General features: G+C 37.9%; 23 protein-coding genes and 1 tRNA gene. 15 read left to right on the top strand and 9 right to left on the bottom strand.

Annotation, left to right across the window (positions count from 1 at the left end):
- The first annotated feature begins 2 nt into the window (after window positions 1-2).
- The 5 genes from AN214_RS06120 to AN214_RS06100 all read left to right on the top strand — a co-directional run bounded on the left by AN214_RS06120 (window position 3) and on the right by AN214_RS06100 (window position 3,759).
- On the top strand, window positions 3-1,253 hold the full coding sequence (locus AN214_RS06120; RefSeq protein WP_054978905.1) for a nucleotidyltransferase: 1,251 nt from the start codon (window positions 3-5) through the stop codon (window positions 1,251-1,253).
- Window positions 1,243-1,734, top strand: coding sequence for a hypothetical protein (locus AN214_RS06115; protein WP_054978904.1), 492 nt, complete (start codon window positions 1,243-1,245; stop codon window positions 1,732-1,734). Before AN214_RS06120 ends, AN214_RS06115 begins: the two co-directional genes overlap by 11 nt.
- Window positions 1,731-2,834 (top strand): SAVED domain-containing protein, encoded by a 1,104-nt coding sequence (locus AN214_RS06110; protein ID WP_054978903.1) that lies wholly within the window; start codon window positions 1,731-1,733, stop codon window positions 2,832-2,834. Before AN214_RS06115 ends, AN214_RS06110 begins: the two co-directional genes overlap by 4 nt.
- 27 nt (window positions 2,835-2,861) lie before the next feature.
- Window positions 2,862-3,107, top strand: coding sequence for a hypothetical protein (locus AN214_RS06105; RefSeq protein WP_235576714.1), 246 nt, complete (start codon window positions 2,862-2,864; stop codon window positions 3,105-3,107).
- Between the two features lie 109 nt (window positions 3,108-3,216).
- Entirely contained in the window at window positions 3,217-3,759 is a 543-nt protein-coding gene (locus AN214_RS06100) for a YniB family protein (RefSeq protein ID WP_054978901.1), read from the top strand.
- Window positions 3,760-4,220: 461 nt separating this feature from the next.
- Here AN214_RS06100 and AN214_RS06095 read toward each other — a convergent pair whose 3' ends face one another.
- A complete protein-coding gene (locus tag AN214_RS06095; protein ID WP_152960724.1) occupies window positions 4,221-5,048 on the bottom strand; it encodes a hypothetical protein in 828 nt (275 codons plus the stop codon).
- A 312-nt stretch (window positions 5,049-5,360) separates the two neighbouring features.
- Window positions 5,361-6,869 (bottom strand): hypothetical protein, encoded by a 1,509-nt coding sequence (locus AN214_RS06090; RefSeq protein ID WP_054978899.1) that lies wholly within the window; start codon window positions 6,867-6,869, stop codon window positions 5,361-5,363.
- A gap of 207 nt (window positions 6,870-7,076) precedes the next feature.
- Here AN214_RS06090 and AN214_RS06085 point away from each other — a divergent pair, with 207 nt between their 5' ends.
- Both AN214_RS06085 and AN214_RS06080 read left to right on the top strand, forming a co-directional pair.
- Complete coding sequence (locus tag AN214_RS06085) at window positions 7,077-8,063, top strand: site-specific integrase (protein ID WP_054978898.1); 987 nt, start codon at window positions 7,077-7,079, stop codon at window positions 8,061-8,063.
- 20 nt (window positions 8,064-8,083) lie between these two features.
- Entirely contained in the window at window positions 8,084-9,835 is a 1,752-nt protein-coding gene (locus tag AN214_RS06080) for a DUF927 domain-containing protein (protein WP_054978897.1), read from the top strand.
- 262 nt (window positions 9,836-10,097) lie between these two features.
- Here the strand turns inward: AN214_RS06080 and AN214_RS06075 are convergent, their stop codons facing one another.
- The 5 genes from AN214_RS06075 to AN214_RS06055 all read right to left on the bottom strand — a co-directional run bounded on the left by AN214_RS06075 (window position 10,098) and on the right by AN214_RS06055 (window position 13,447).
- Window positions 10,098-10,544, bottom strand: coding sequence for a lecithin retinol acyltransferase family protein (locus AN214_RS06075; protein WP_054978896.1), 447 nt, complete (start codon window positions 10,542-10,544; stop codon window positions 10,098-10,100).
- Window positions 10,545-10,718: 174 nt separating this feature from the next.
- Window positions 10,719-11,123 carry a DUF2787 family protein gene (locus AN214_RS06070; RefSeq protein ID WP_054978895.1) on the bottom strand — a complete coding sequence of 135 codons (405 nt, stop codon included), beginning with the start codon at window positions 11,121-11,123 and terminating at the stop codon, window positions 10,719-10,721.
- 91 nt (window positions 11,124-11,214) lie between these two features.
- Complete coding sequence (locus tag AN214_RS06065; protein ID WP_054978894.1) at window positions 11,215-11,706, bottom strand: hypothetical protein; 492 nt, start codon at window positions 11,704-11,706, stop codon at window positions 11,215-11,217.
- 101 nt (window positions 11,707-11,807) lie between these two features.
- Window positions 11,808-12,167 carry a hypothetical protein gene (locus AN214_RS06060; RefSeq protein ID WP_152960723.1) on the bottom strand — a complete coding sequence of 120 codons (360 nt, stop codon included), beginning with the start codon at window positions 12,165-12,167 and terminating at the stop codon, window positions 11,808-11,810.
- 104 nt (window positions 12,168-12,271) lie between these two features.
- Entirely contained in the window at window positions 12,272-13,447 is a 1,176-nt protein-coding gene (locus tag AN214_RS06055; RefSeq protein WP_054978892.1) for a site-specific integrase, read from the bottom strand.
- A gap of 342 nt (window positions 13,448-13,789) precedes the next feature.
- Between AN214_RS06055 and AN214_RS06050 the strand changes: the two genes are divergently transcribed.
- The 5 genes from AN214_RS06050 (at window position 13,790) to AN214_RS06030 (ending at window position 17,874) form a co-directional block, all read left to right on the top strand.
- The gene (locus AN214_RS06050; RefSeq protein ID WP_054978891.1) at window positions 13,790-14,059 is read left to right on the top strand and encodes a hypothetical protein; all 270 of its coding nucleotides are present in this window, start codon (window positions 13,790-13,792) and stop codon (window positions 14,057-14,059) included.
- The gene (locus AN214_RS06045; protein ID WP_054978890.1) at window positions 14,047-14,742 is read left to right on the top strand and encodes a DEAD/DEAH box helicase family protein; all 696 of its coding nucleotides are present in this window, start codon (window positions 14,047-14,049) and stop codon (window positions 14,740-14,742) included. The genes AN214_RS06050 and AN214_RS06045 overlap by 13 nt, the downstream gene beginning before the upstream one ends.
- Window positions 14,743-14,806: 64 nt before the next feature.
- The gene (locus AN214_RS06040; protein WP_054978889.1) at window positions 14,807-15,280 is read left to right on the top strand and encodes a hypothetical protein; all 474 of its coding nucleotides are present in this window, start codon (window positions 14,807-14,809) and stop codon (window positions 15,278-15,280) included.
- A 96-nt stretch (window positions 15,281-15,376) separates the two neighbouring features.
- A complete protein-coding gene (locus tag AN214_RS06035; RefSeq protein WP_054978888.1) occupies window positions 15,377-16,915 on the top strand; it encodes a caspase family protein in 1,539 nt (512 codons plus the stop codon).
- Between the two features lie 128 nt (window positions 16,916-17,043).
- Window positions 17,044-17,874: a TIR domain-containing protein gene (locus tag AN214_RS06030; protein ID WP_054978887.1), complete on the top strand. Its 831-nt coding sequence runs from the start codon at window positions 17,044-17,046 to the stop codon at window positions 17,872-17,874.
- A gap of 407 nt (window positions 17,875-18,281) precedes the next feature.
- Here the strand turns inward: AN214_RS06030 and AN214_RS06025 are convergent.
- Window positions 18,282-18,357, bottom strand: a tRNA-His gene (locus tag AN214_RS06025).
- Window positions 18,358-18,470: 113 nt separating this feature from the next.
- On the opposite strand from AN214_RS06025, the gene AN214_RS22200 reads away from it, so the two are divergent.
- The 3 genes from AN214_RS22200 (at window position 18,471) to AN214_RS06015 (ending at window position 20,565) form a co-directional block, all read left to right on the top strand.
- The gene (locus AN214_RS22200) at window positions 18,471-18,881 is read left to right on the top strand and encodes a YbaN family protein (RefSeq protein WP_082428505.1); all 411 of its coding nucleotides are present in this window, start codon (window positions 18,471-18,473) and stop codon (window positions 18,879-18,881) included.
- Window positions 18,882-18,954: 73 nt separating this feature from the next.
- Entirely contained in the window at window positions 18,955-19,776 is an 822-nt protein-coding gene (locus AN214_RS06020; protein ID WP_010561160.1) for a mechanosensitive ion channel domain-containing protein, read from the top strand.
- 12 nt (window positions 19,777-19,788) lie between these two features.
- Window positions 19,789-20,565, top strand: coding sequence for a YdiY family protein (locus AN214_RS06015; RefSeq protein WP_054978886.1), 777 nt, complete (start codon window positions 19,789-19,791; stop codon window positions 20,563-20,565).
- 32 nt (window positions 20,566-20,597) lie between these two features.
- Here AN214_RS06015 and AN214_RS06010 read toward each other — a convergent pair whose 3' ends face one another.
- Window positions 20,598-21,827, bottom strand: coding sequence for a glycosyltransferase family 4 protein (locus AN214_RS06010; protein ID WP_054978885.1), 1,230 nt, complete (start codon window positions 21,825-21,827; stop codon window positions 20,598-20,600).
- Window positions 21,828-21,845: the final 18 nt, after the last annotated feature.

Raw genomic sequence — 21,845 nt, 5'->3', positions numbered from 1 at the left:
TTTTGAGTTCTCTATTTAGTAATGCCCGTGCTCTAAGTGAGCAGAAGAAGTCTATGTTGATGGAGATGTTAGACTCAGTGTTCGATAACCTCGACCTGACTAAAACCCAACGAGAGCGTATTGAAACGGCCTACAAAGCGGTTGGAAATTACTTAGCGAGTTGTGAACATCCGTTGCTGGAAGGGGCGCTTATATATCCTCAGGGGTCTATGCGGCTTCGGACTACAAACAAGCCTTTGGGCCAAGAAGAATTTGATGTCGATCTTATCCTGTTTTTGCCCCACGCAACTTATGCAACACGGGACGAAATCGTTAGAGTGGTCAAGCAGCATCTGGTGGACAACGATGTATATAAAGATTTGGTAGAAGATCTGCCTAGAGGGCTTCGGATCAACTACAAAGGCGATTATCACTTAGATATCACGCCTGCAAAAGCGTATGACTTGTCGGGATTGCAGGGTCACCCTTTATGGGTTGTCGATAAGCATACTGGTTTTAAAGAGTCGAATCCTGAGGGTATGGCTCAGGGGTTTGATAAAGTCTGTTCCATGTTACCCGTGATACGCAAAGCGCACGTGTTCATGGAGGCTTTGACCAATCGCTCTGTAACGGAATTACCTGACCAGTCAAAAAAGAAACCGCTTAATCGAATTACTCAAGTTTTAAAACGTCATCGCGATGTTTGGTCTCAACAGGAAGGCAATACTCACGCTGATTTCCGCCCTATATCTGTGGTTATTACAATGCTCGCCAGTCTGGCTTATGTCGAGGTTGTAAAGTCCGGGAAGGAGTACGACAACGAGTTTGACCTGATCTTAGACGTTATTGAGCTAATGCCGCACCACATTGAAACCAATTTTGATGAAGTTCTCATCACAAACCCGACGATGAAACCTGAAAACTACGCTGAGAAATGGAATCGTGCTGAAAGGCAAGAGGGACAAAAATATCGTACCGCCTTTTATGCTTGGCATCGAGCAGCCGTTGATACTTTTGAGCGCTTAGCGAGTGCCAACAACCAAGGTATTGACAATGTGTTCACTGCTTTATCGGGGGCGTTCGGTGAACAGCCTGTTACTGCCGCGAAAGACCGGATCATCGAAACGGTTAATACAAATAGAACCAACGGAAATTTAGGTGTTGCACTTGGTACAGGTGTTATAACTACTGTTGTAACTGAAAAGGCAAACGCCGCTTCACGCGTCGTCACCCCTGTGGTTCCAGTGAAAGGAAACCGTTTCTATGGCGACTGACAGAGCATTATTAAAGCGTTTGGAAAATCCCGTAATTGGGATACGCGAACAATATTTGGCTTTAAAGCAATATTGTCCGGGAACAGTTGAGATTCTAGACAATGATAAAACGGTGCAGTGGGAAGGGACACTACAGCCGACTCCGGTTTCAAGGGAATATCAAGTGGTCATTAGGTACACTCTCAGTCGTCCACCTATTTGCGTTGTAAAGTCACCGGATCTCACTGCCTTGGCTGAAGGCCAGAAGATACCGCACATCTACCAGAACCAAACGGGTATCAGAGGGACACATCTTTGCCTCTACTTACCTGTCGTCAAACAAAAAAACAAAATTAGCGAATGGCAGTCCACTATGTTCTTGGCAAACACTATTTTGCCGTGGGCGTCGATGTGGTTGCTTTACTTCGAGTTTTGGCTTGCCAGCGGCAAATGGGATGGTGGCGGCGTTGAACATGAAGAGAACGATGGGAGCGAAAGATGAAAAAATCTATTAGTTACTTTATTGAAAGAGCCGCAGATTGGTTGTTCAGAAGACGGTCGTCTGCATTGATTGTTTTCAGGACCGGAGCTGCCCTTTTGGCTATTACTTTGGTAGGAAGTTGGGCCGTATCGTTCTCCTACTCAGATGCTGCGAGAACGCTAGTATTTGGTTATCAATCATCGAGCACGACACAAATCATTCTTAACATCGGCTTTGTTGTCGGAATTTGGGTAACGGCCTTAGGAGCAGTGTGGGAGTACCAGCGTTACCGGGATGAAAGGAAACGGAATGACAAAAAGAAAACTGTCGTTATTGAGCAACGAGGATTGGTCGATACGTCAGATTCTCCGTTGTTTGAATTCATCAAAAATAAATGCGCTTGGCAAGTCGATCCAATCGTCCAAGATATACGTGAACGGGTTACCGAGAATGTGATCAGTAGACCGGATTTGGCATTAGCCAAGGTTAATAATTTAAAGGTAAGCCTCGCTGAAAAAACGGCGCAGTCAGCAGCCTCTGACATCTCTATTGCCTATGGTGGTGTATTTCCTGTCCCCTTTACGTTTTATACAGGTTACCTGCTGGATGATGAAAGCCGAATCACACTGTATGACTGGGACCGGGATGTCAGCGACTGGCGTGTTTTAGATGAAGACGATGATGGTGAAAAGTTTAAAGTTGAGCAACCGTCCGAATGCGGTAAATCAGTTGTGCTTGCTGTGTCAGTTTCCTATCCCGTCGATAGACAGTCTATCGACTCCATTTTCACGGGGCTGCCAGTCCACTATTTATCATTGCCTACACTCGACAGAAACAACCACTGGTCGAAAGTAAAACAAGACCGCCTTAGCGGTGAGTTCTTGGAATATTGCAAGAAGCTACTAGGTCTGGGAGTGGAGCACATACACCTAGTGATTGCCTCGCAAAATAGTATTGCCTTCAGATTCGGCCAGTCTTATGACAAGCGCAATCTGCCAAGCGTTTCAGTTTATCAGTATGAGCGACACCAAGCCTTTAGATACCCTTGGGGCATTCAAATACCGCATGAAGATGGAAAAAATGTTGAAGTTGTTAAAACCATATTCAAGCATGTTGCTTGATTTTAAAATGAAATGAAGGAGTCAATTATGACTAATAAGAAACAAAGCTCATCCGCAATGGCATCATTGGCTTCGTCTGTTTTGACGGACAGTGGTTCATCAAAAATCCAGAAAACCTTGGCTGGCTCCGTTCTAAGTCAGGCTAGCTCCTCACATCAGACCGGAGCTGAAATGGAGGGTGTTGCCTCTGCTGTCATGCAAAGCGACAAATACAGTGACACGACTAAGTCTCTAGCGGCGTCTTTGTTATCCCAATCAAATAAAAAACGGTAATGAATTGGGCTGCTTGAGCCGTCCCATTTTTATTTGTCTACTAAAAAGCGTCACGCATTGCGCTCTGATCGATGCGTAAGACCTTGATAATAATTTAAAGGAGAGTTGCGTGAATTTCCATGAAGCTAAATCGAAAGTATGGACCTACAAGATTATTGGAGTCCTCATTGCACTGCCAGCAATAACATCTACTATTATCTCAATGCTGAAAATGTTGTATTTCCGTTTGGAAGGCAGCACAGCAATGGGAGCTGCTATTGCGAGGCCATTTAAACAGTTAGTCTCAGGAGTATATGAGAATACGCAGGCATTAAACCTGTTTTGGCAATACTCACCAATACCTACTTTGGATGAGCTGTTGAGCAGGCAGAATGTTTACTTTTTAAGTATTTATGTTTTACTTTTTGTAGGTCTAGCGTTTTTTACTTCTGGTGGGAAGTTAAATCGAAGGTTGAGAAAGATTAATCAAAAAATTGAAGATCAACTTATTGCTGAGTCAATAAAAGGAGGTTTTGGCCGAAATCGACAACAAATTGAGGAGTCTATTGATGTTCCGTCCTCAACTATTTTTTCACAATTTCACCAGTTGTATGTTGCGCCAATTGTAGTCGCTATTATTGGCGGCATACTCTTGAAAGTAGCTGGTGTTTAAGTCGAGGTTAATTGGAGTAGTAATGTCAGTTATTTGCTCTCAAAGCCAGCGGATGCTGGTTTTGCCTTTTTTGCTGCCAACGTTATTTAATTTAAAGCTAATTAATAGGTTTTCACTAAAAGCAGGGGGATCAAAATTCAATCGAATTGGTCCAAAAAACTGAGAACCATACTGGTCCGTTTCAGTGAGAATCTGTTCCGCTTTCAGTATAACTATGGTCTAAAAAAGTAAGAATCTCTGAGCAGAGATTATCGGGTGTACGTGCAACACGATCACTCATGCTTAAAGCGTACATTGTCAAAAAATGCATACTACTAAGTTCTCTCTTAATAAATGGGTAATGGCGGCTATACTAAAGACTGGAGTTAGCTGTTCCTTGCTATAGCAGTATTCCACTCTTTTAATATACAACTTTATAAGTTGAAGTCAAAGGCTGCCTTAAGCCTCAGTAATTCATTTTCTTACTGCTTTTTAATTATTTTATTGGTTATATTGTTTTCTAGTCGTTTGTATATAGGCCTGTAAGACAGTACTTTTTTATTTGCATTTAACTCATATGCTCCGTCGTTTGCCAAAAAGTAAGACCGTTCCTTTTCCCTGTGAATATAAACTCCCTTTATTTCTCTACCGTCATTTAAAGTAATACGCCTGCAACCAAGCACTCTATTTATGCCCTTTTTCTTCTCATCAGCCCAATCAAAGTCAGTGCAAATAGTTTTGTTAATAAGCGCGTGTCCATCTGATTCTCCAGCGGCTATGCCGAGTGCCATAATGATCCATAAGGTTGCTAGTGTAAAAATAAATAAAAAGGCGAGAAGTAATTGAAGGAAATAAGCACTGAAAAGGCTTATGATAGATATGATTGATGTCTTAAAAAATGTATCTGTCATCTTATCAATAAAACTTCTAATAAGATCGTCAGATTTTTCTGATTCATTTTTCTTTATAAATTGATATTTTTTGTTGGCCCAAATGATTATGAAAAATATAGAGAAAGCAGCTCCAGGAATTAAATGGTTTAGATCAAATAATTCAATCTCTAGTTTTAATAATTTAGAAATAGCACCAGTTAAACCTCTAACAGCAAAATAGATCGACTCGTCAGGCGAAATATTTATTGAAAGTGCCTCAAATCCAACTCCTTCAAGGAAGCTCTTGCGATAACTCATTCCAAAAAAGTGAGTGTATGCAATTAAGAAGGTCACTATTGCTGAGAGAGGTAATAGCTTTGGCGAAAGTGTGAGCTTGCTTTCGCTCTTTATCTCAGTGTCGACAGTCTTATCATTCATTATTAGCATCCGTGCAGCGTTATATTTAATGGTATTGAACCCCAATTACAATGAATAAATAGTGTAATCAGATAACATTATTATTTTGGCAATTTATTGCTCTCGAAGTCAATTAGTTGGTACTTATGAAATGATGATTAAATAATAAAAGCAGCATAAAAAAGGCAATATAAATAGTATCTGGCCTTTCCCCCAAATTTAACACCATGACTTTGATGAGATTTCCAATTAAATTAACTTACAGGAGATCTCAAAATGAAACCCATTTCATCAATTCGCCAATCGCTCTAACATGAATCAAGGAAAAATCAGTCACAAATTCTCGCCAAGCGTTTTGCCCTTTAATAGATCATCATAAGAGTAGCGGAGCTGCGGTTTTTCATTTTCAGTTTTTACGCTACTCCCAGCTTTTTTATTGTTGCTCTTACTCTTCGTTGGTTCTTTATATAAAGAAGATGTATCAATTCTTGGTGCTAAATAATTGTGCCTTTTTGTTGTGTCTAATGCTGCAGCCCATTGATGCAGGATTGTTTCTATGTGTTTTTCTTCAATACTTAGGTGTTGTAAGTTTAACTGAATTTGCGAGCGTTCAAATGGTATTAAGTAGCTCGTATAATATGACGGGTAAACTGCAACTTCCGCACTTTCAAGGCTTAAATCAGTAAGGAGCTCTCTATCGAACGATCCATAGTTAGCCTTTCCTGTACAGTTATTTGGTATCGAGTTAGTTTGTTGTAAGTTATAGCGACGCATCCCTTGGTCTACACTTGAACTAAAATAAACTGTAACTTTACAGCTTGGATAATTTAAAGGTTTGGATTTGATAGGGAAGTAGTGATATTTGATTCTAATCTTCGTTTCTGCATTATTTATACTTTCTAGCCAATTGTCTAATGAGTATTCAGAGCTATAAACTTGAATAGTATTGTTTTTGTCGTTTGGATCGTTTCTTGTTTCAGCGACTTCAATTGCTTTGTTCAGCAGAAGAATATAGATCCCTTCTAAGTGATGTTTAACGTAAAGCGCATAAACAATTTTTTTAGTTAGATGTATTTTAATAATCCGAGCTGTGTTGTGTTTTTCGATCCGAGAATAAGGCTCCTGTTGATCAAACTGCCATTTGAGGGGATCTCGACTCATTAATTGTTCTCTTTTTAAGGTTTGATTGATGAGGTTTTTCTGTTCCTCCAGCGTTGTTAAGTCGTTCGCATATTGCCAAAAAGGACTCATCAAGCGGGATAGTAGCTCAAGTGTTACTTTTTTATGCGCCAAAAATGACAGCTCTTTAAGTTCAGAAATAGTATTGATGTTTGAATAATAAAAAAACTTAAGAGCTTGATTTTTATTTACGCTTTCAATTTTTGATCGAGTGGTGATATTTTTGTTCGTCCAAATAAGCTCGTGGACGTAAAAAGAGCCATTATTACTCGGAGGAGCATCTGAAAAATCAATGTGTGGCAAGTCTTCGAATGCCCCAGTTATCACTAAGTAGTTGGTCGATGTTAAATCAACCTCATCAAAATCTTTCATATCCTCTTTAGGAATATTGTGCGCTCGTTTATTTAACCCGTTTTTCGTTGGAATTGAACGTGGTAAATAATCTCTAGGAAAACTTTCGCTAAGCTTTAAGTATGCTTGTCGTCTACTTACTTTAAAAAATCGGTGTAGTACCTCAACCATATAATCAAACGTTAAATTATAAGTTTTATCGATGTTGTTAACAGACGCTTTGGTTAAACACTCTAAAATAAAACATTTCTGTTCTTCGCTGGTTGCATTCTCTAATGGCACTTCCCAATAAAGCCAAACTGAAACTTTCAAATCTATCTCGGGTTAAAAGGGTATACAAAACTAGATTTTAACAGGCTGTTTATTGAACGGGAAACTTATCTTTTTTATTTTATTTCAGTTGGTTAGAGTTATTAGGGTTTTCCGTTTCCCTTGGAAGACAATGATGCCCCCCCTGGCGGAACTCCTTGAAACTGGTGTTTATATTGTTACCCATGATGAACAACACGGAGCGCTACAATGCACCCAAATCATGAGGTTCCTATTGGAGAACCCAAAAAATTAGATTATCAGCAGTATTACTTATCAACCCAAGGAGTGATGCCTCCTTCTGATGAAGAAGAGAAAAAAATTGTTCTTGGAGAACTAGCTGAACCAGCAATTATGCACGTTCTTGAATTTAATCGGGACTCAGCAGGTTTTATCGCTAAAGTTCGACTTATCGTTGAGCATATTGGTTTTGTAAAGCTCAATGACCCCAAATTAGTTTGGCATATTAGATGCTTTCTTCAATACATCGGAAAAGATAGAAAACCAGCAACTGTTGCACGTTATCGAGCTGCGATATCAAAGATGTTTTCGATTGGAATGCAAATGGGGTTGATCAATTTTAATCCTGTAAAGCTAATTCCTAAGCCTAAAGAAAGTGCACCCAGAAACCGTTTCTTGAACGAAATTGAAATAGCCGCATTTATTAGGGCTTGTCTAGCAGATGAAAATAGATCCCATGCATTGATGCTGCTGCTTTGCCTATACACCGGTTTACGCTCAGGCAACGTGAGGTCAATCCAACTTGGCTGGTTGTTTGATGACGATACTCGTTTAGAAATTCCAATGACTAAGTCAGGTAAACCACACACAGCTTATCTAAGTAAAGAAGCTCAGCAAGTTGTTAAAGAAGCTAGGCAATATGCTCGAAATGGTTATTTGTTCCCTGCGACAAGAGGGGACGGTTATATGTCAAAGCCAACGAAGTTATTCAAACGCGTATTGGCACGTATGGAAGAAGAAGGTGCTTTGACCGCACCATTTGTTATTCACGATTTGCGTCGCTCTATGGCTTCACACTTACTTAAAGCAACCTCGGACATCCGTCTAGTCCAACAAATGTTAGGCCATGCAGATGTACGCACTACTGAGCGTTATGCCTATCACGCAGACGATACCTTGAAGAATGCAAGTCAAGTTGCAGCAGACGCCATGCTATCAGTACATAAGTCACACTAGAATTAATGGGGAAAACGAAAATGAAACTTAGAAAAGATGAAGAGAAAAAGCCAGTTGAGCAGCTAGTTTTACCTGCTGGCTACAATATTATAAATGGTACAACGTATCTAGTGGATCGGATTAATAACTTAAAAGTCGTGATGAATGATAGCTATGTACCGTACGCTTTTGTTAAAGAAGTTGATAGGCAGGGGGAGTTGGAAAAAATCGAAGCGATACGCTTAATCAACTCGGAAAACAAGATAATTACTATTAAGACAGATGCTATTTTTGGTTCTCACAGAGCCTTCATTGATAGTTGTCGTTTGAATGGCCTTATTATATTTGAAGAGAGTGCCAAAGATATAAAACAGTTTTGCACTGCGCTACTAAAAGACCCTGAAAAATATTTTCCTAATAAGCATTTAATTGCTAAACAAAGTGGATTTGTCGGGAAAGAATTAGCTTTTGCTTTTCCGAATGAAGTAATACAAAAATTAGATACTGATTCTACCGTAATACATCCATCTATTAATAATATTTTGAAGTGCGCAGTAGAACCAAAGGGAAGTTATGATATTTATCGAGAGAAGATATTAGCGCCTAATGCGCCTAACATAGTTAAGTTTTTAATTATCTATTCGCTATCATCAATGTTGCTTGATTTTGCGGATGTCGAGTCAGGTGGTTTCCACCTATACGGCCCTTCTGGTTCTGGTAAAACAACGGGCGCAAGATTGGCAGGAAGTGTGTATGGTCGAGCAACTGCACCTGATAGAAATATAAGTGGTCGCTCTTACCTAAAGCAACTAAATCTGACTGATAACGCGGTGGAGCCGCTTTTTCCATTGTATAACAATTTGCTGCTTATCTTTGATGAGTTTGGGAAACTTATCACGTTAGACTTATCGGCATTTTTATATAAAATAGGGAGTGGTGCTCATAAAATTCGTACAAATACAAGTTTAGAATTGGTTGAGTCTGAGCCTTCACGTGGTTTTATCTTAACAACTGGTGAAATTTCGATAGCACAAGCTCTAGCAAATGCAAATGAGTCAAACCAAGCTAAGGGCAAAGCTGTAAGACTTCCCTCGATTTTAATAAAGCCTGAGTATTTTGAAACTGACGAGCAGTCATCTCATGATTATGTTCAAGAGGTTACAAAAGTAATTACTAACAATTATGGGCACTTGTCGAGGGACTTTATTGTTAAGCTTTTTAATTACGTCAAAACCTATGAAGATGTTGCTTCTATGGTGGAAGATTACTTTTCAGTTGCTTTTTATAACTATATCGAAAAGTTGGAACCAAAAACGTCTATTGAGAATCGGTTCCTACAACGATTAGCGTTTATTCATTCTGTAGCTCAGATAGCCTTTGAACTAGGTGTGTTGACTTGGAATTATGACGACATTGACGAAGCAATGATGTTTATTTACGAGTGTTGGAAAAGTGAAGACTCAAATACAATGACGGACGCTGAGGTGGGTGTTAAAAATATTATTAACTTCATAAAGCGCAATGCTCACTGCTTTTTGGATGCTGAAAACGATGATATTTGGGGGAAGTCAGATATTATTGGTTATGAAAAGGGTAATAACTTCTATATTTTGCCTGAGCGTTTTGAAAGGCTTTGCGGTACTGCGCATATAGATGATGTACTTAAATTGTTATCTCAAAAAGGGTTGTTACGTTCAGACAAAGGAAAACGTGTAAAACGGGCTGAGCTTAAAGCTGTTGGTAAACGAGCATACTATTATGTGCTTAGTCGAGATATTCTGTCAGAAATTTGATTGAATGAACTTATAGCTAGCGATTAATAATCAAAAAAAAGAGTTACTTACCAGGAAGCTTTTATAAATGCCGGAAGCATTATAAAAGGGGTAACTCTTTTTATTTTATTATTTATTGTAAGTTATATGGTTATTTAAATTTATTTATATTATTACTACTACTTCTACTACCCCTTATTCCCCTGTTACCCCTATCTAGTTTAGTTATTTTATATTTTTATACCTTATCTATATTAAAGGTTAGGGGGAGGTACAGATTGAGTTATCTATCCCAAACTCGCCAAGTATTACTACCTGTGTAGTTTTCTGTTTTCATTTCTAAAATCCATAAAAAGTTACTGGCATTGTATTCGAAATCGCCGGTTAAACAGCCAGCTACAAACTGATGACAGTTATCAAATAGCATGTTGTAGTCCCGAGTTTTACCTAGCATTTGTTTTGCTCTGTTAGCTGCTTTTTTACAGCCGACAGGTGTTGTGCCATTACACGATACGTAAATACTCATTGCAGTTGTACCATCGATAAACTCATCAGGTGTGACGCGTTCTACGATGCCTCTACCGTTCAAATGAATGATGTGGTTATTACCGATGTAAATGCCAGAATGACTGGTTAAACGGCCTGTTAAATCGCAATAAAGTACACTACCTATTACTGGCGTGACTCGGTCTCGAAATACATTATCAATAAAGCTTTTGATGATTCCCATTAAATTAATTCCTAATGACAAGCGCCCACATAGGGCAAACCGGATAATTCATTCTTTTTACAGTTAAGTGACGATTGAACTGGGTTTGATTGGGCGCTTTAAGTTTGTTGAAAAGATGTGTTGGTTAAGTTTGTCCAGAAGCGTAAGAAGGGGCTGCTCCTGTCCATACTTGGGTTAGTTGGCGTCTACAGTGATGATGTAAACATCCATTTCAAAGTACGTTGTAAAGTTTGTTATAGCGAGTTCACATAATGACTGTGCTGCGTCATTTTTAAGTAAGCCACAACCGAGTAAATAAACTTCACCTGTTTTAAAGTTCAGGTCTATTTCTTGTCGTAGCTCGCCCTCATGGTTTATTGCATGACAGTCAGTAAAAGTGATTAACCGCCAATTATCCTCCGTTTTTTCTAGGTTAATAAATACAGGGTGAAAGCCACCTTTCTCATAAGAGTAATCCGTATCTTGAAAAGAAAGGTTGATACACTTATCCGTAGGCTTGATGATATCGACAACCAGTTTTCTAATAATCGCCAACAAGTCATCACTTACTGTTAAGTAAGTAGGTTTGATTATGTTCATAATGTGTTTCTAATTGAAAAAAGTTGAGGGGTGGGTGTTAAGCAAATTTGTATGCGTTAACGAATGAGATTGTTTGCTGTTACTTAGGTTGCTATTTTGGTTGAGGGAGCGGCTTTAGTTTGCTTAAGGTATCTTGCTGATTTGTGATAAGTGGATTTACCTGATGTGAGTAAATGCCTTTTTCAGCTGGCACTAATAATGCGATATCTTTGTCACGTAAAATAGCTGCTAAGAATGATGCATTATTACTCGAAGCGCCGTTTATTACTGACTTAAAAATACTGGATTTAAAAGTGGTATCTTTGTGTTTATCAAGCAGAGTGTAAATAGCTTCCATGCTTACCCACTCTTTAGAAAATAGCCCTGCATCACTATTGCTGGTGGCGCGAATGTAAAGTCCTTTATCTTGCTTGTTTCTGGCAAGCTCAAATCCAATTGCACCATTTGATTTAGTTGATAGTTTATCAGCGAGCCCGACTAATACAGTCTGGTAATTGGTATCAGCCAACTTTTCATCACTAACTTCTACCTGCTCAGTAGCTTCAGGGTTGCTTTTAGCGTCTTTTTTATCTTGTATAGACATGATGTTTCCTTAATAAAATAATTAATGTTCTTAGGGTTGTTTGTGCGAAGTAACGGGTTAAAAATGATTTGTCACCATCGCAGATGATTTGCATGAGTGCGTTAAAGAGATGAAAGAAAATGGGATTTGTTGGTTTCTGATATAACCACATAAGTGCCACCTCCATTGTCTTGGGTAACTAGTAAGTAAATATTTAGTTCATCATTAAGCTTTTCAACAAATTCAGGATTGTTAAGTGTTTCTTTTAAACAAGCTCGGAATTGTGTGCTTAGTACTTGCTTAACGAGTTCGATATCGTTCTTTGTAGTAATTGCGATTAAGTATGTTGAGCAAGTTTGCCAAAACGCATTGGCTTCTTGCTCAGATGAGAAAGGTAAATAGAGTTGCTTTATAAGTTCTTCACTGACTTCGTGATTAAGTGACAGCTCATTTTCGTTCGGTATTCGATTAAATAATTGCATTGGGATTTCTCCAATAAAAAAGCCCATTCCAAGAGTAGGAATGGGCTTAATTGATAATTAATTTGTGGTGATTAATAGCGGGCTAAGTAAAACCTCAGTACTCGCTATTGAAATAGGTCAGATAGATGTTCACTAGTACGTTTAAGTGATTCAGACGTTAACTTGGCATAGCGTTGCGTACTAGCAATCGAAGCATGAGCCAATTGTTCTTGAACTAGTCGTAAACTAACACCCGAGCTCACTAGGTTTGATGCAACAGAGTGGCGTAAGGTATGAATACACACATCGGTATCATCAATCTTTGCGCGCCTTAATAGCTTCTTAAATGTCTTTCTGACACATCGTAATGGCTTACCGGCTACTTTACTGGCAAACAAATACGGGTTGCTTCGCTTAAGTGGGACTAACGCAATAAACGACAATAAATGGTCGGTAATATGCACTGTACGCGGCTTACCTGTTTTGGTAGTTGGGATGTAGATAATGCGATTTTTAATATCAACATCTTTTACTTTGATATTCGATACTTCTGAACGCCTGAGTCCTGTTAACGCTAGCGTCGCAATAAACCCCGATATGGTTTTATTCGAGTATCTCTTACATTCAGCCAATAATCGTTTAACTTCATGTTTGGTAAGAAAACGTGTTCTTGCATTGTTCAACTTGTATAACTTTACTGGCTTACAAACATCTTGTTCTACCACTCCAAGCTCTTTTGCATAGCGCGTCATTGACTTCAATAGCATCAGCACTTGATTACAGGTTGCTGGAGCATAGGGTTTTCCATATTTATTTAAGGTTTCAGTTAACTCAATGTGTAACTTCTGCACTTCAATGGTAGTAAGGTCTCGATACTCCATGAGCGCAAAACGCTTATCTAATATCGAATCCCAACGATACAAATCATCAATCCATGTTTTCTTTCGCTTCTTAATCATGGGGAGATAATGGTCTTTAAAAAACTCACCCATTGTCATGTGTAATAATTTGTCATTGTTAGACTTTGGGTTTTTGCCTTCTAATAGGGTTAACCGATGCTTTTGAGCAACTTTGCGAGCAGTAGCAACATTGATATCGCCAAATTTACCAAGCGCCATGCTTTGCTTTTTACCCTGATAGGTGTAGCGAAACAAAAAGCGTTTATTGCCTGATTTACCAATTAAACACTTAAGGCCAGTAATTTGTGTATCACTGTACTCTGATTCGGTAGATTTCGAATTTCTGGGGTTAGGTGGAAGGGATATAATTTGTTTATCAGTAAACTTAAACTGTTTATTCATATTAACCTCCTGAATAGATTCAAAGGGTTAATATATGTTTGATAAGCGTGGTTAATTCGGTTCTGTGTATGGCTCAAAAGAGCGAATAGTGGTCTTTAACAATTACTTTTCTATTTCGTCAAAGTATATTGCTTGCATAGTCAGGAAAACGACCCAATCGCTCGTTTTTGTCCTGAGATAAAAGCCATGATTGTTGCATTTTGATAGCACTAGCAAATAGTTATGAAGTTTGTTACAAATGAGTCATGCAGAAAAACGAGCGACGCTTTGGTAGAAAAACGCGCGATTAGCTCGCTATAAACATGTTAGCTCTACAGTTAGGATTCATGGAGATCAGAAAAAGTGACTGAAGAAAATAAAGATAAGTGGTGGTTTCCTCTCTTTGAGTTCGGAGTGCACATATTTATAGGAGTGGTAATATTTGTTCTAATTGCACTCCCTGCAATAGGATTAAACCTCTGGATTAAAAGCCTCGAGGGAACAGTTGACAACATCATCATAATTGGATTGGTTGGTGTAGAATATTTACTTTTCTTCGTTGATATACTTTTATTTGTAATTCATGTTGTCCGTACGTCATTTAAAGCAGGAAAAGCGTTATGGGAACAGTAAAATACATCATTCAAAGCATTCCTGATTTAGCCATCAATGCTATAAAGTCATACTTTGAACCGATTTTTATGGCGCATTCATTTGTTAAGGGTCTATCTCTGCCAGGTTCTCCATCTACCTCAATTATTAAGTCGGAAATAGAGAAACTTAGAGGTAACGCAGTCGGACGAGAATGGTATTCAATTCACCAATCCATAGACCAACTCGCGCATGACACTTTTCAGAGAGCTGCGCTTCGTAAAACCCGAATAAACTGGTTATATAGCTCATACAACGAGGCCTATGAGTCATTGTTTGAAGAGTTGTATAGTAACAATGCAGCGTTTGGCGCTATTTCTCATAAATTGTTTGTAGGTGATTTAGTTGAACTGAAATCCCAGTTAGATGAGTCAGATAAAGAACACACATATAACATAATCATTCTCGATGAAGAGCACCACTCTATAATTGATAATAATTATGAAATATATGAAAAGCTATTCAATGAAACAAAGCATTTATCACTGGGGTTTACTGCTACTAAGGTTTTGAAGGGGAGTGCAAAAAGTGATGATTACATTAACTTTATGGGTTTATCTGAACCTTCAGATTTAGTAATTGGAGCAAAGGCTCTGCAGCTTAAAATAGAAGAGTTTATTTCCACCATTCCAGAGCTAACAAGCAAACCAACCGGACGCGAATAAATCGCGCCGGTTATTTGAGCGTTAGGCCAGATATTTACCATAACTTAAATCAGGAAGAAGTAAGATGTCCAACGATATAGACTTTGTTAAACAGCAAATCATGGAACAATTTAAGATTCAGAAATCAGATTCTGGCGAAGCATTAAATGTTCGTGGGTTTATGCTCAATGTCGTTCCCCGCTGGAACCCAAAACAACAGGACTTGTTAGAAAGAGCAGTTGAAGAACTTGTATCTTCAGGGCTAATCGAAGATCGAGAGGGAACGCCTTTCCTGACGCAGCAAGGAGTAGATTATCTCTATCCTGACATTGGAGACTCTGTAAAAGTAGCTATATTGGATTTCTTTGCTAAAGCAAACGCTCGTGCTGGGCATGCTTTTAACACCCAATCATTCATGCATACAGAAGTACTAAACTGGAATCCAAAACAAAAACATGGCTTAGAGCCAGCTATGAAGTCATTGATAGAAGAAGGCCTCATTGAGGAAAATGAACGCGGCTATTTTCTGACTGAAGCAGGATTTAACTCAATATACTAGAAAGGCCTAACAAGTGGCTGCAACCGACCGCCATTTTTTGCGGCGGCTGAGCCAGGCGTTAGAAATTTTGCCCTCAGTGGCACCCTGGAGTCATAATTGAATTTAGCAATAATCATAGGTGTTGAAAAATATAAGTCATCAAACTTTGATGACTTATTAGCCTGTAAAAATGATGCAAGAGTTATTGGTGAAGTTCTCAATGATGTAAAAGATATTAAAGAAACTCTTTTTATAAATGATAATGAAGCTGGATATGAAGTAAAAAGAAAAATATCTGATTTAGTTGAGAAATATAAAGGAGAAGAAATAGATGAACTTTTCTTTTATTTCACTGGGCATGGAGACAGGCATGATGATGATTTCTTTTACCTATTGTCAGATTTTGATCTGGCAAAAAGAGAAAGTACAGGATTAAGAAATTCTGAAGTTGATGATTGGATTAAAACTTTATCCCCTAAGTTATGCGTCAAAATTGTAGATGCTTGTTTTAGTGGAACGCAATATATAAAAAGTGAATCAAATACTGAAAGTGAACTTAAAAAATCGGCTCAAAAATATGGTTTAAACGATATATATTTTTGGTTCTCATCTAGAGAAAATCAAACATCATTTGCAGGTAAGGAGTTTAGCCGATTTACCGAAAGTATTTTGACTGGAATTACAGAGCATAGCGGTGATGTTAGATATAGAGAAATAATGGCTTATGTAGCAGATGATTTTTCTAATAACGGAGATTCTAAACCAATTTTTGTAACTCAAGCTGATAATATTGAAAAGTTTGGGCATGTAACCACAAATACTCATAAAATAATTTACGATGCGTTTGGCTTAGATGATTCTGATATTAAACCCTCTGAAAGTTTGCCACAGACTTCGGTGAAAGACAGCGATGTTGATAAAGATGAGGCTAACTTACCTGAAAAGAAAGAGCTTTCTGTTTTTGACCTAATTAAGATCAAATCAGATGAGATTTGTTTTAATGAAGATGATTTCCTCAAGTTTATAGATACCTTTAATAAAAACATTTCGGAATGGGATGATGATCTTCAAAGTGTTTATGAAATTGAAACTGAGTTGGATCTGAGCATATACCGAGTTCCTAATAAAGCGGTAATTGGAACTTGGTTAGATAAAAATCAAAGCAAAAATTACTTTTCTGAGCCTACATATAATGAAAATACTTATAAGGTAGAGGAGTATAAGGCACTCCCTAAAAAACCAAATAGAAGTGCAGTGGCTCGTGTCAGAGCTATGGGGTTATGGGGAGATGAAGATGATACTGAATATAAACTAGAGAATGTTACCAAAACTAATAAGTATATTGATGGTTTTGAGTACACGCACCATTCTGAAAATAGGATAACTAAAGTATCTTTCAAGCCAAAAGTAGAGTTGGCACAACCACTTTCTTTACACATAGTTCCAATTTATTCCAATAAACATATGGTGTTTCATGTCGCTTATGAAGTATTGAAAAGAAATGATTGGAAAAGTTTCTCACAACCTAAGTGTGCTAGTTGGAAAATGATTCAAACTAATATTGACTCCATTGAAGTCGCAGTTTCTGTGTCTGATAAAATTCAAACTGAAGTTAAGTTATGGATTGAAGGGCTGTTAAAAAATAGTATTGAATAAAAATTTCTAACTAGTTGTTTAAACAGATAAGAATGGCTGGCTTTTGCTCGTTCCTCGCTAATTTTAGCCAGCAATTTTATTGCCGCTTAGCAAAACGTTAGCACTCAATCGAAAATGGAGATATTAAGTTGAGAAAACCAAGATTATTTATAGCTTCATCTATTGAGAGCTTAGCGGTTGCTGAGGCTGTGAATGTAAATTTGGATCATGAGTTTGAAGTTACCTTGTGGAAGAATGGAACATTCAAGCTTTCATCATCAGCAATTGATGATCTCGTAGAAAAATCATCATTTGTAGATTTTGCACTCTTTATTTTCGCTCCAGACGATATAGCTACGATCCGAAGTAGAAGTGAGCATGTGGTTAGAGATAACGTGATCTTTGAAATGGGGTTATTTGTTGGGGCAATTGGTAAATCTCGTTCATTCATATTAAAGCCACGAGATATAGAAATGCACCTTCCAACTGATTTATTGGGTGTGACTCCTGCGGATTATGATGCTAATCGTTCTGACAGTGATTTGGTGTCAGCAACTAATCGTGCCTGCTCATTGATAAAATCAGAGGTTGATAGGTTAGGTCTAATCAATCACGAAAGCCTTTCAGAATTTAAAAAAATTATTGCTAATCCCGCAAGCTATGAACTCAAAGAACAAGACTACAAATTTCTAGCAGCTTGCCTACAAAGTCATACAGCTGATCCTGAGGGGTTACCGTTCCATAGAATTTCAAACAGCTTTCGCGGTGCAAATGAAGCAGCTTTACAAATATCACTAGTAAAACTTGAGAGAATGGGGTATTTGAGTAAAACAGTGGAAACTGATCATCATAATGAATACGACTTTTATGCTTACTCAATTACGGAGATGGGAATAGATGTACTGCTGCAAAATGAAGATATTATCCAACCAAAACCTCAAGAACCCTCGCAAGGCTTTAAAGGTGAGGTGCCATTCTAGTGCTAACAAGTTTGTCAACAAGGACAAATTTTAGCTACGCATTTTGTGTTGCCGCTACGCGCCAGTATTACACAAAATTCTTTACAAAAATTAGCCTGTTACGAATGACAGCTTATGGCACAGAGCGGAAGTAGAGCATTCAAACCTAAATAGCCAGTAAGAAGACAAGCAAACCTACCTGTGAGCTGCTTCTTATTAATCTAAAGCAATGTTGGCGTTGATGTGTACTAGATTAGAAATAAACAGACTAAACAGTATCTATTGATCTCTAGCCACTCACAGTAAATGAACAGGGCTGTAATAATAAAGGAGTCTTTCCTATTGAAATTCAGACGTAATTATTTTGTTCGGACAGGTGTAATTAATTGAGAATATTAGACTTATAAAAGTAGGCTTTAAATAAGAAGTGGGGCGACTGACGAGACTTGAACTCGCGACAACCGGAATCACAATCCAGGGCTCTACCAACTGAGCTACAGCCGCCACAAAATTTGAAACACCTTATTTGGTGTGGCGCGCATAATACATAAAAAACATGCCCGTGTGAAGACTTATGTTATGCTTTTAGCTAAATAAATTTAGTTTGCGATTTTGTAGTGTTAAAAAAGACTGTTATTCGTTCAGTGTGGTTGCTAATTGGTTTGGTCAGTTTACTGCTGGGAATACTTGGGGTTTTTCTTCCGTTATTACCGACTACACCTTTTGTATTGTTATCGGCATTTTGCTTTTCTAAATCATCAACAAGAATGCATTCATGGCTATTAAATCATCGAATATTTGGCCAATTAATAACAGATTGGGAAACACATGGCGTAATAAGAACAAAAGTTAAAGTAATCGCGACTTGCTCCATGTTGTTACTCGTTTCCTATCCATTGCTCTTTATTCCCTTCCCAATATGGCTGAAAGTGATTGTTGTGATCAGTATTGTAAGCGTTTTGTTGTTTATTTGGAGTAGACCTTCAAAACCAAGTGACAATCAAGTTAAAGATCCGCTTAAACTGTGAAAAGAAGTGACGTAAATTTCAAAAATCTTTATAATTCTTCAAATTACCTAAATCAACGACAAAAGGAATACTCATGGATTCTGCAGCTAAATGGTTGAACGAAAACTCTGATTTACTTTTACATTACGGCTTACAAACTGTAGTCGCGATTGTCATTTTACTCGTGGGTATTCGTGTAGCAAAAGTATGCGAAAAATTAACCAAAAAAGCGATCGAAAAGAAAAAAGTAGATAAAGCAGTTGGTTCGTTTTTAGCAAATATTGTGTACGCACTGGTATTTGCGGCAACAGTACTAATGGCACTTTCTCAAGTTGGTATTGAAACAACATCGTTTATTGCAATTTTGGGTGCAGCGGGTTTAGCGGTTGGTTTAGCGTTACAAGGCTCTCTTTCAAACTTTGCATCAGGCGTGCTTATTATTATTCTACGTCCATTTAAATCAGGTGAGTTTATTGATGCTGCGGGTCATTCAGGTAGTGTTTCTAAAATCGAGATTTTTTCAACAGAACTGTTAACACCAGATAATAAAACAATCATAGTACCAAACTCGGCAATTATGGGTGGCGCTATTGTAAACTACAGCCGTCAAGCAACCCGTCGTGTTGATATTATGGTTGGCGTTAGCTACGACTCATGTCTAAAGCAAACGCGTGAAGTGCTTGAAAATGTAATCAAATCAAATGATAAAGTACTTAAAGATCCTGCATTTTTCATCGGTGTTCATACGTTAGGTGACTCAAGCGTTAACTTTGTAACGCGCTCTTGGGCAAAAACTGAAGACTATTGGGCTGTTTATTTTTACCTTCAAGAAAACTTCAAACTTGCATTAGATGAAGCGGGTATTTCAATTCCTTTCCCTCAAATGGATGTTCATTTAAATAAAATTAGCGAGTAATAGGCTGAGATAATGAAATTAAGATATTTAGCGTCAGTTGTAGCAATTGCATTTACCAATCAAGCGATTGCTGACGAAGATAAAACATGGGAAGCAAGTAGCGAGCTTGGTGCCATTATTACCAGTGGTAATACCGAAACTACTACGTTTAAGTTCGGTGCAAATGCTAAACATGATATTGGTAAATGGACCAATGAATACAAGTTAAACGCACTTTATAAAGAAGACGAAGTGACGCTTGATAGTGGTTTAAAAGACACACAGCGTACCAATGAAAAATACGGTGCGGCGATTCAAGGTAACTACAACCTTGGTGAAAAACACTCTCACTTATTTGTTGGTTTAACACACGATAGCGATTACTTTGGTGCATACCGTCACGAAACAGTACTTTCAGGTGGTTATGGTTTTCGTTTGATTGATGAGTCAAATATGAGACTTGGTTTCGATTTTGGTCCGGGTTATAAATATTTCCAGTACTCAGAGAAAAATCAAGAGCTTTTCAAAGATGGTCGCCCGAAAGCAGGTGAGCGCGATGATGAATGGATTGCGCTAGCTAAAGCTGACTTTAGCTGGACAATCAGCGATAACGCTAAATTTACCCAACGCGTAAAAGTTGAATCGGGTAGTACCAATACCAAAAGTATTTCTGAAACAGCATTACTGACTAAGATCAACGGCTCATTACAAATGAAAGTTGGCTTTAACGTAACTCACAACTCAGAAGTTGATGCTGATAAAGTAAATACAGACACTGAGACAGTATTGACCTTGGTGTATAGCTTTTAAGTTTTAGGCTTAAACTAAATTGTAAAAGAGCGCTAATTAGCGCTCTTTTTTACATCTAATAAAACTTGTTTAAACTTTTGATATAGTTTGTCGCGCGAGAAGTCGTTATGACTTAAATCATAACAAGCCGACCGGGCTTGTTTGTACTTTTCTTGATCATTAAGTAGATTGTTAATTTGATAAACTGCGTTGTCAAAGTCATTAGTTAATACTAAACCACAACCAGTTTTCTCTATAAACTCTTTTTGCCAGCCACCATAATTAATAGCGATAGGTGTTTGAGATGCTAACGCATCAAACAGTTTATTCGCCGAGTTATGCCACATTTCCTCAACTGGGCCGAATAAGCTTAAACATAAATCAGCTTCGCGATAAAGATATTTAACCTGTTCTTTCGCTATCGGATCTAGAATATATAGATTCTTTTCTAGTACACCTAAAGAGTTGGCTTTTGCGATAACATCTTCTTTATGCATGCCACTACCTATTGCGACAAAACAGAGATTAGGGTGTTTATCGAGTGCTGCTTTTGCTAAATCTGCAATATAGTCGACGCGATTTATTAACCCAAAGGTGCCAGCATATACGATTAACTTTCGATCGTTAATAAAGCTTAGATTGTTATCTATAAATTTTTGACTTGATTTAACGTCTTTAAATAAAGCTGTGTCGCAACTATTAGGAATAACTGTGATGGAATTATCTGAAATGCCTTGTTTCTCTACCCCATCTTTCATACCTGGAGATAACGCGACAATATGCTCAGCATTACGGTAAATATACCTTTCAAACGCATATAAAATCTTGATCAGTAAAGTATTTTTAATTGCACCAACAGCTATTGGTAATTCAGGCCATAAGTCTCTTACTTCAAAAACCATAGGTACATTTTCTAGCTTTTTATAAACAAGTGCTGGAATACCAATAGTTAAAGGTGTGCTAGTTGCGAATAATACATCGCTTTTAATTGATAGCGCTTTTTTAGTGGAAACAAAAGAGAATTTAATGAACTTGGATATGCGTTTAACGAAAGAGTCTGTATTGGAGTATGGTAAGTGATATACGTGTAATAAAATTCCCTCAATACGTAGCTCATTCCACCCAGGGGTTAAAGAGTATTCTTTAGAATTCAAAAATGCGGATGATGTTACAAAAGTTACTTGGTGCCCATCGGCAACCAGTCTTTTTGCAAATTCATAAGAGCGAGTACCCCCATTACTTTTCGGGGTAGCAAAATATTGATGAAGATAAAGAATAACCATTGGATATTTAAAGATACG

This window comes from Pseudoalteromonas sp. P1-9, assembly GCF_001399975.1.
Lineage (GTDB): Bacteria > Pseudomonadota > Gammaproteobacteria > Enterobacterales > Alteromonadaceae > Pseudoalteromonas.
Note: the sequence above shows the minus strand (reverse complement) of the source record. Positions and strands in the feature narration are given on the sequence as shown.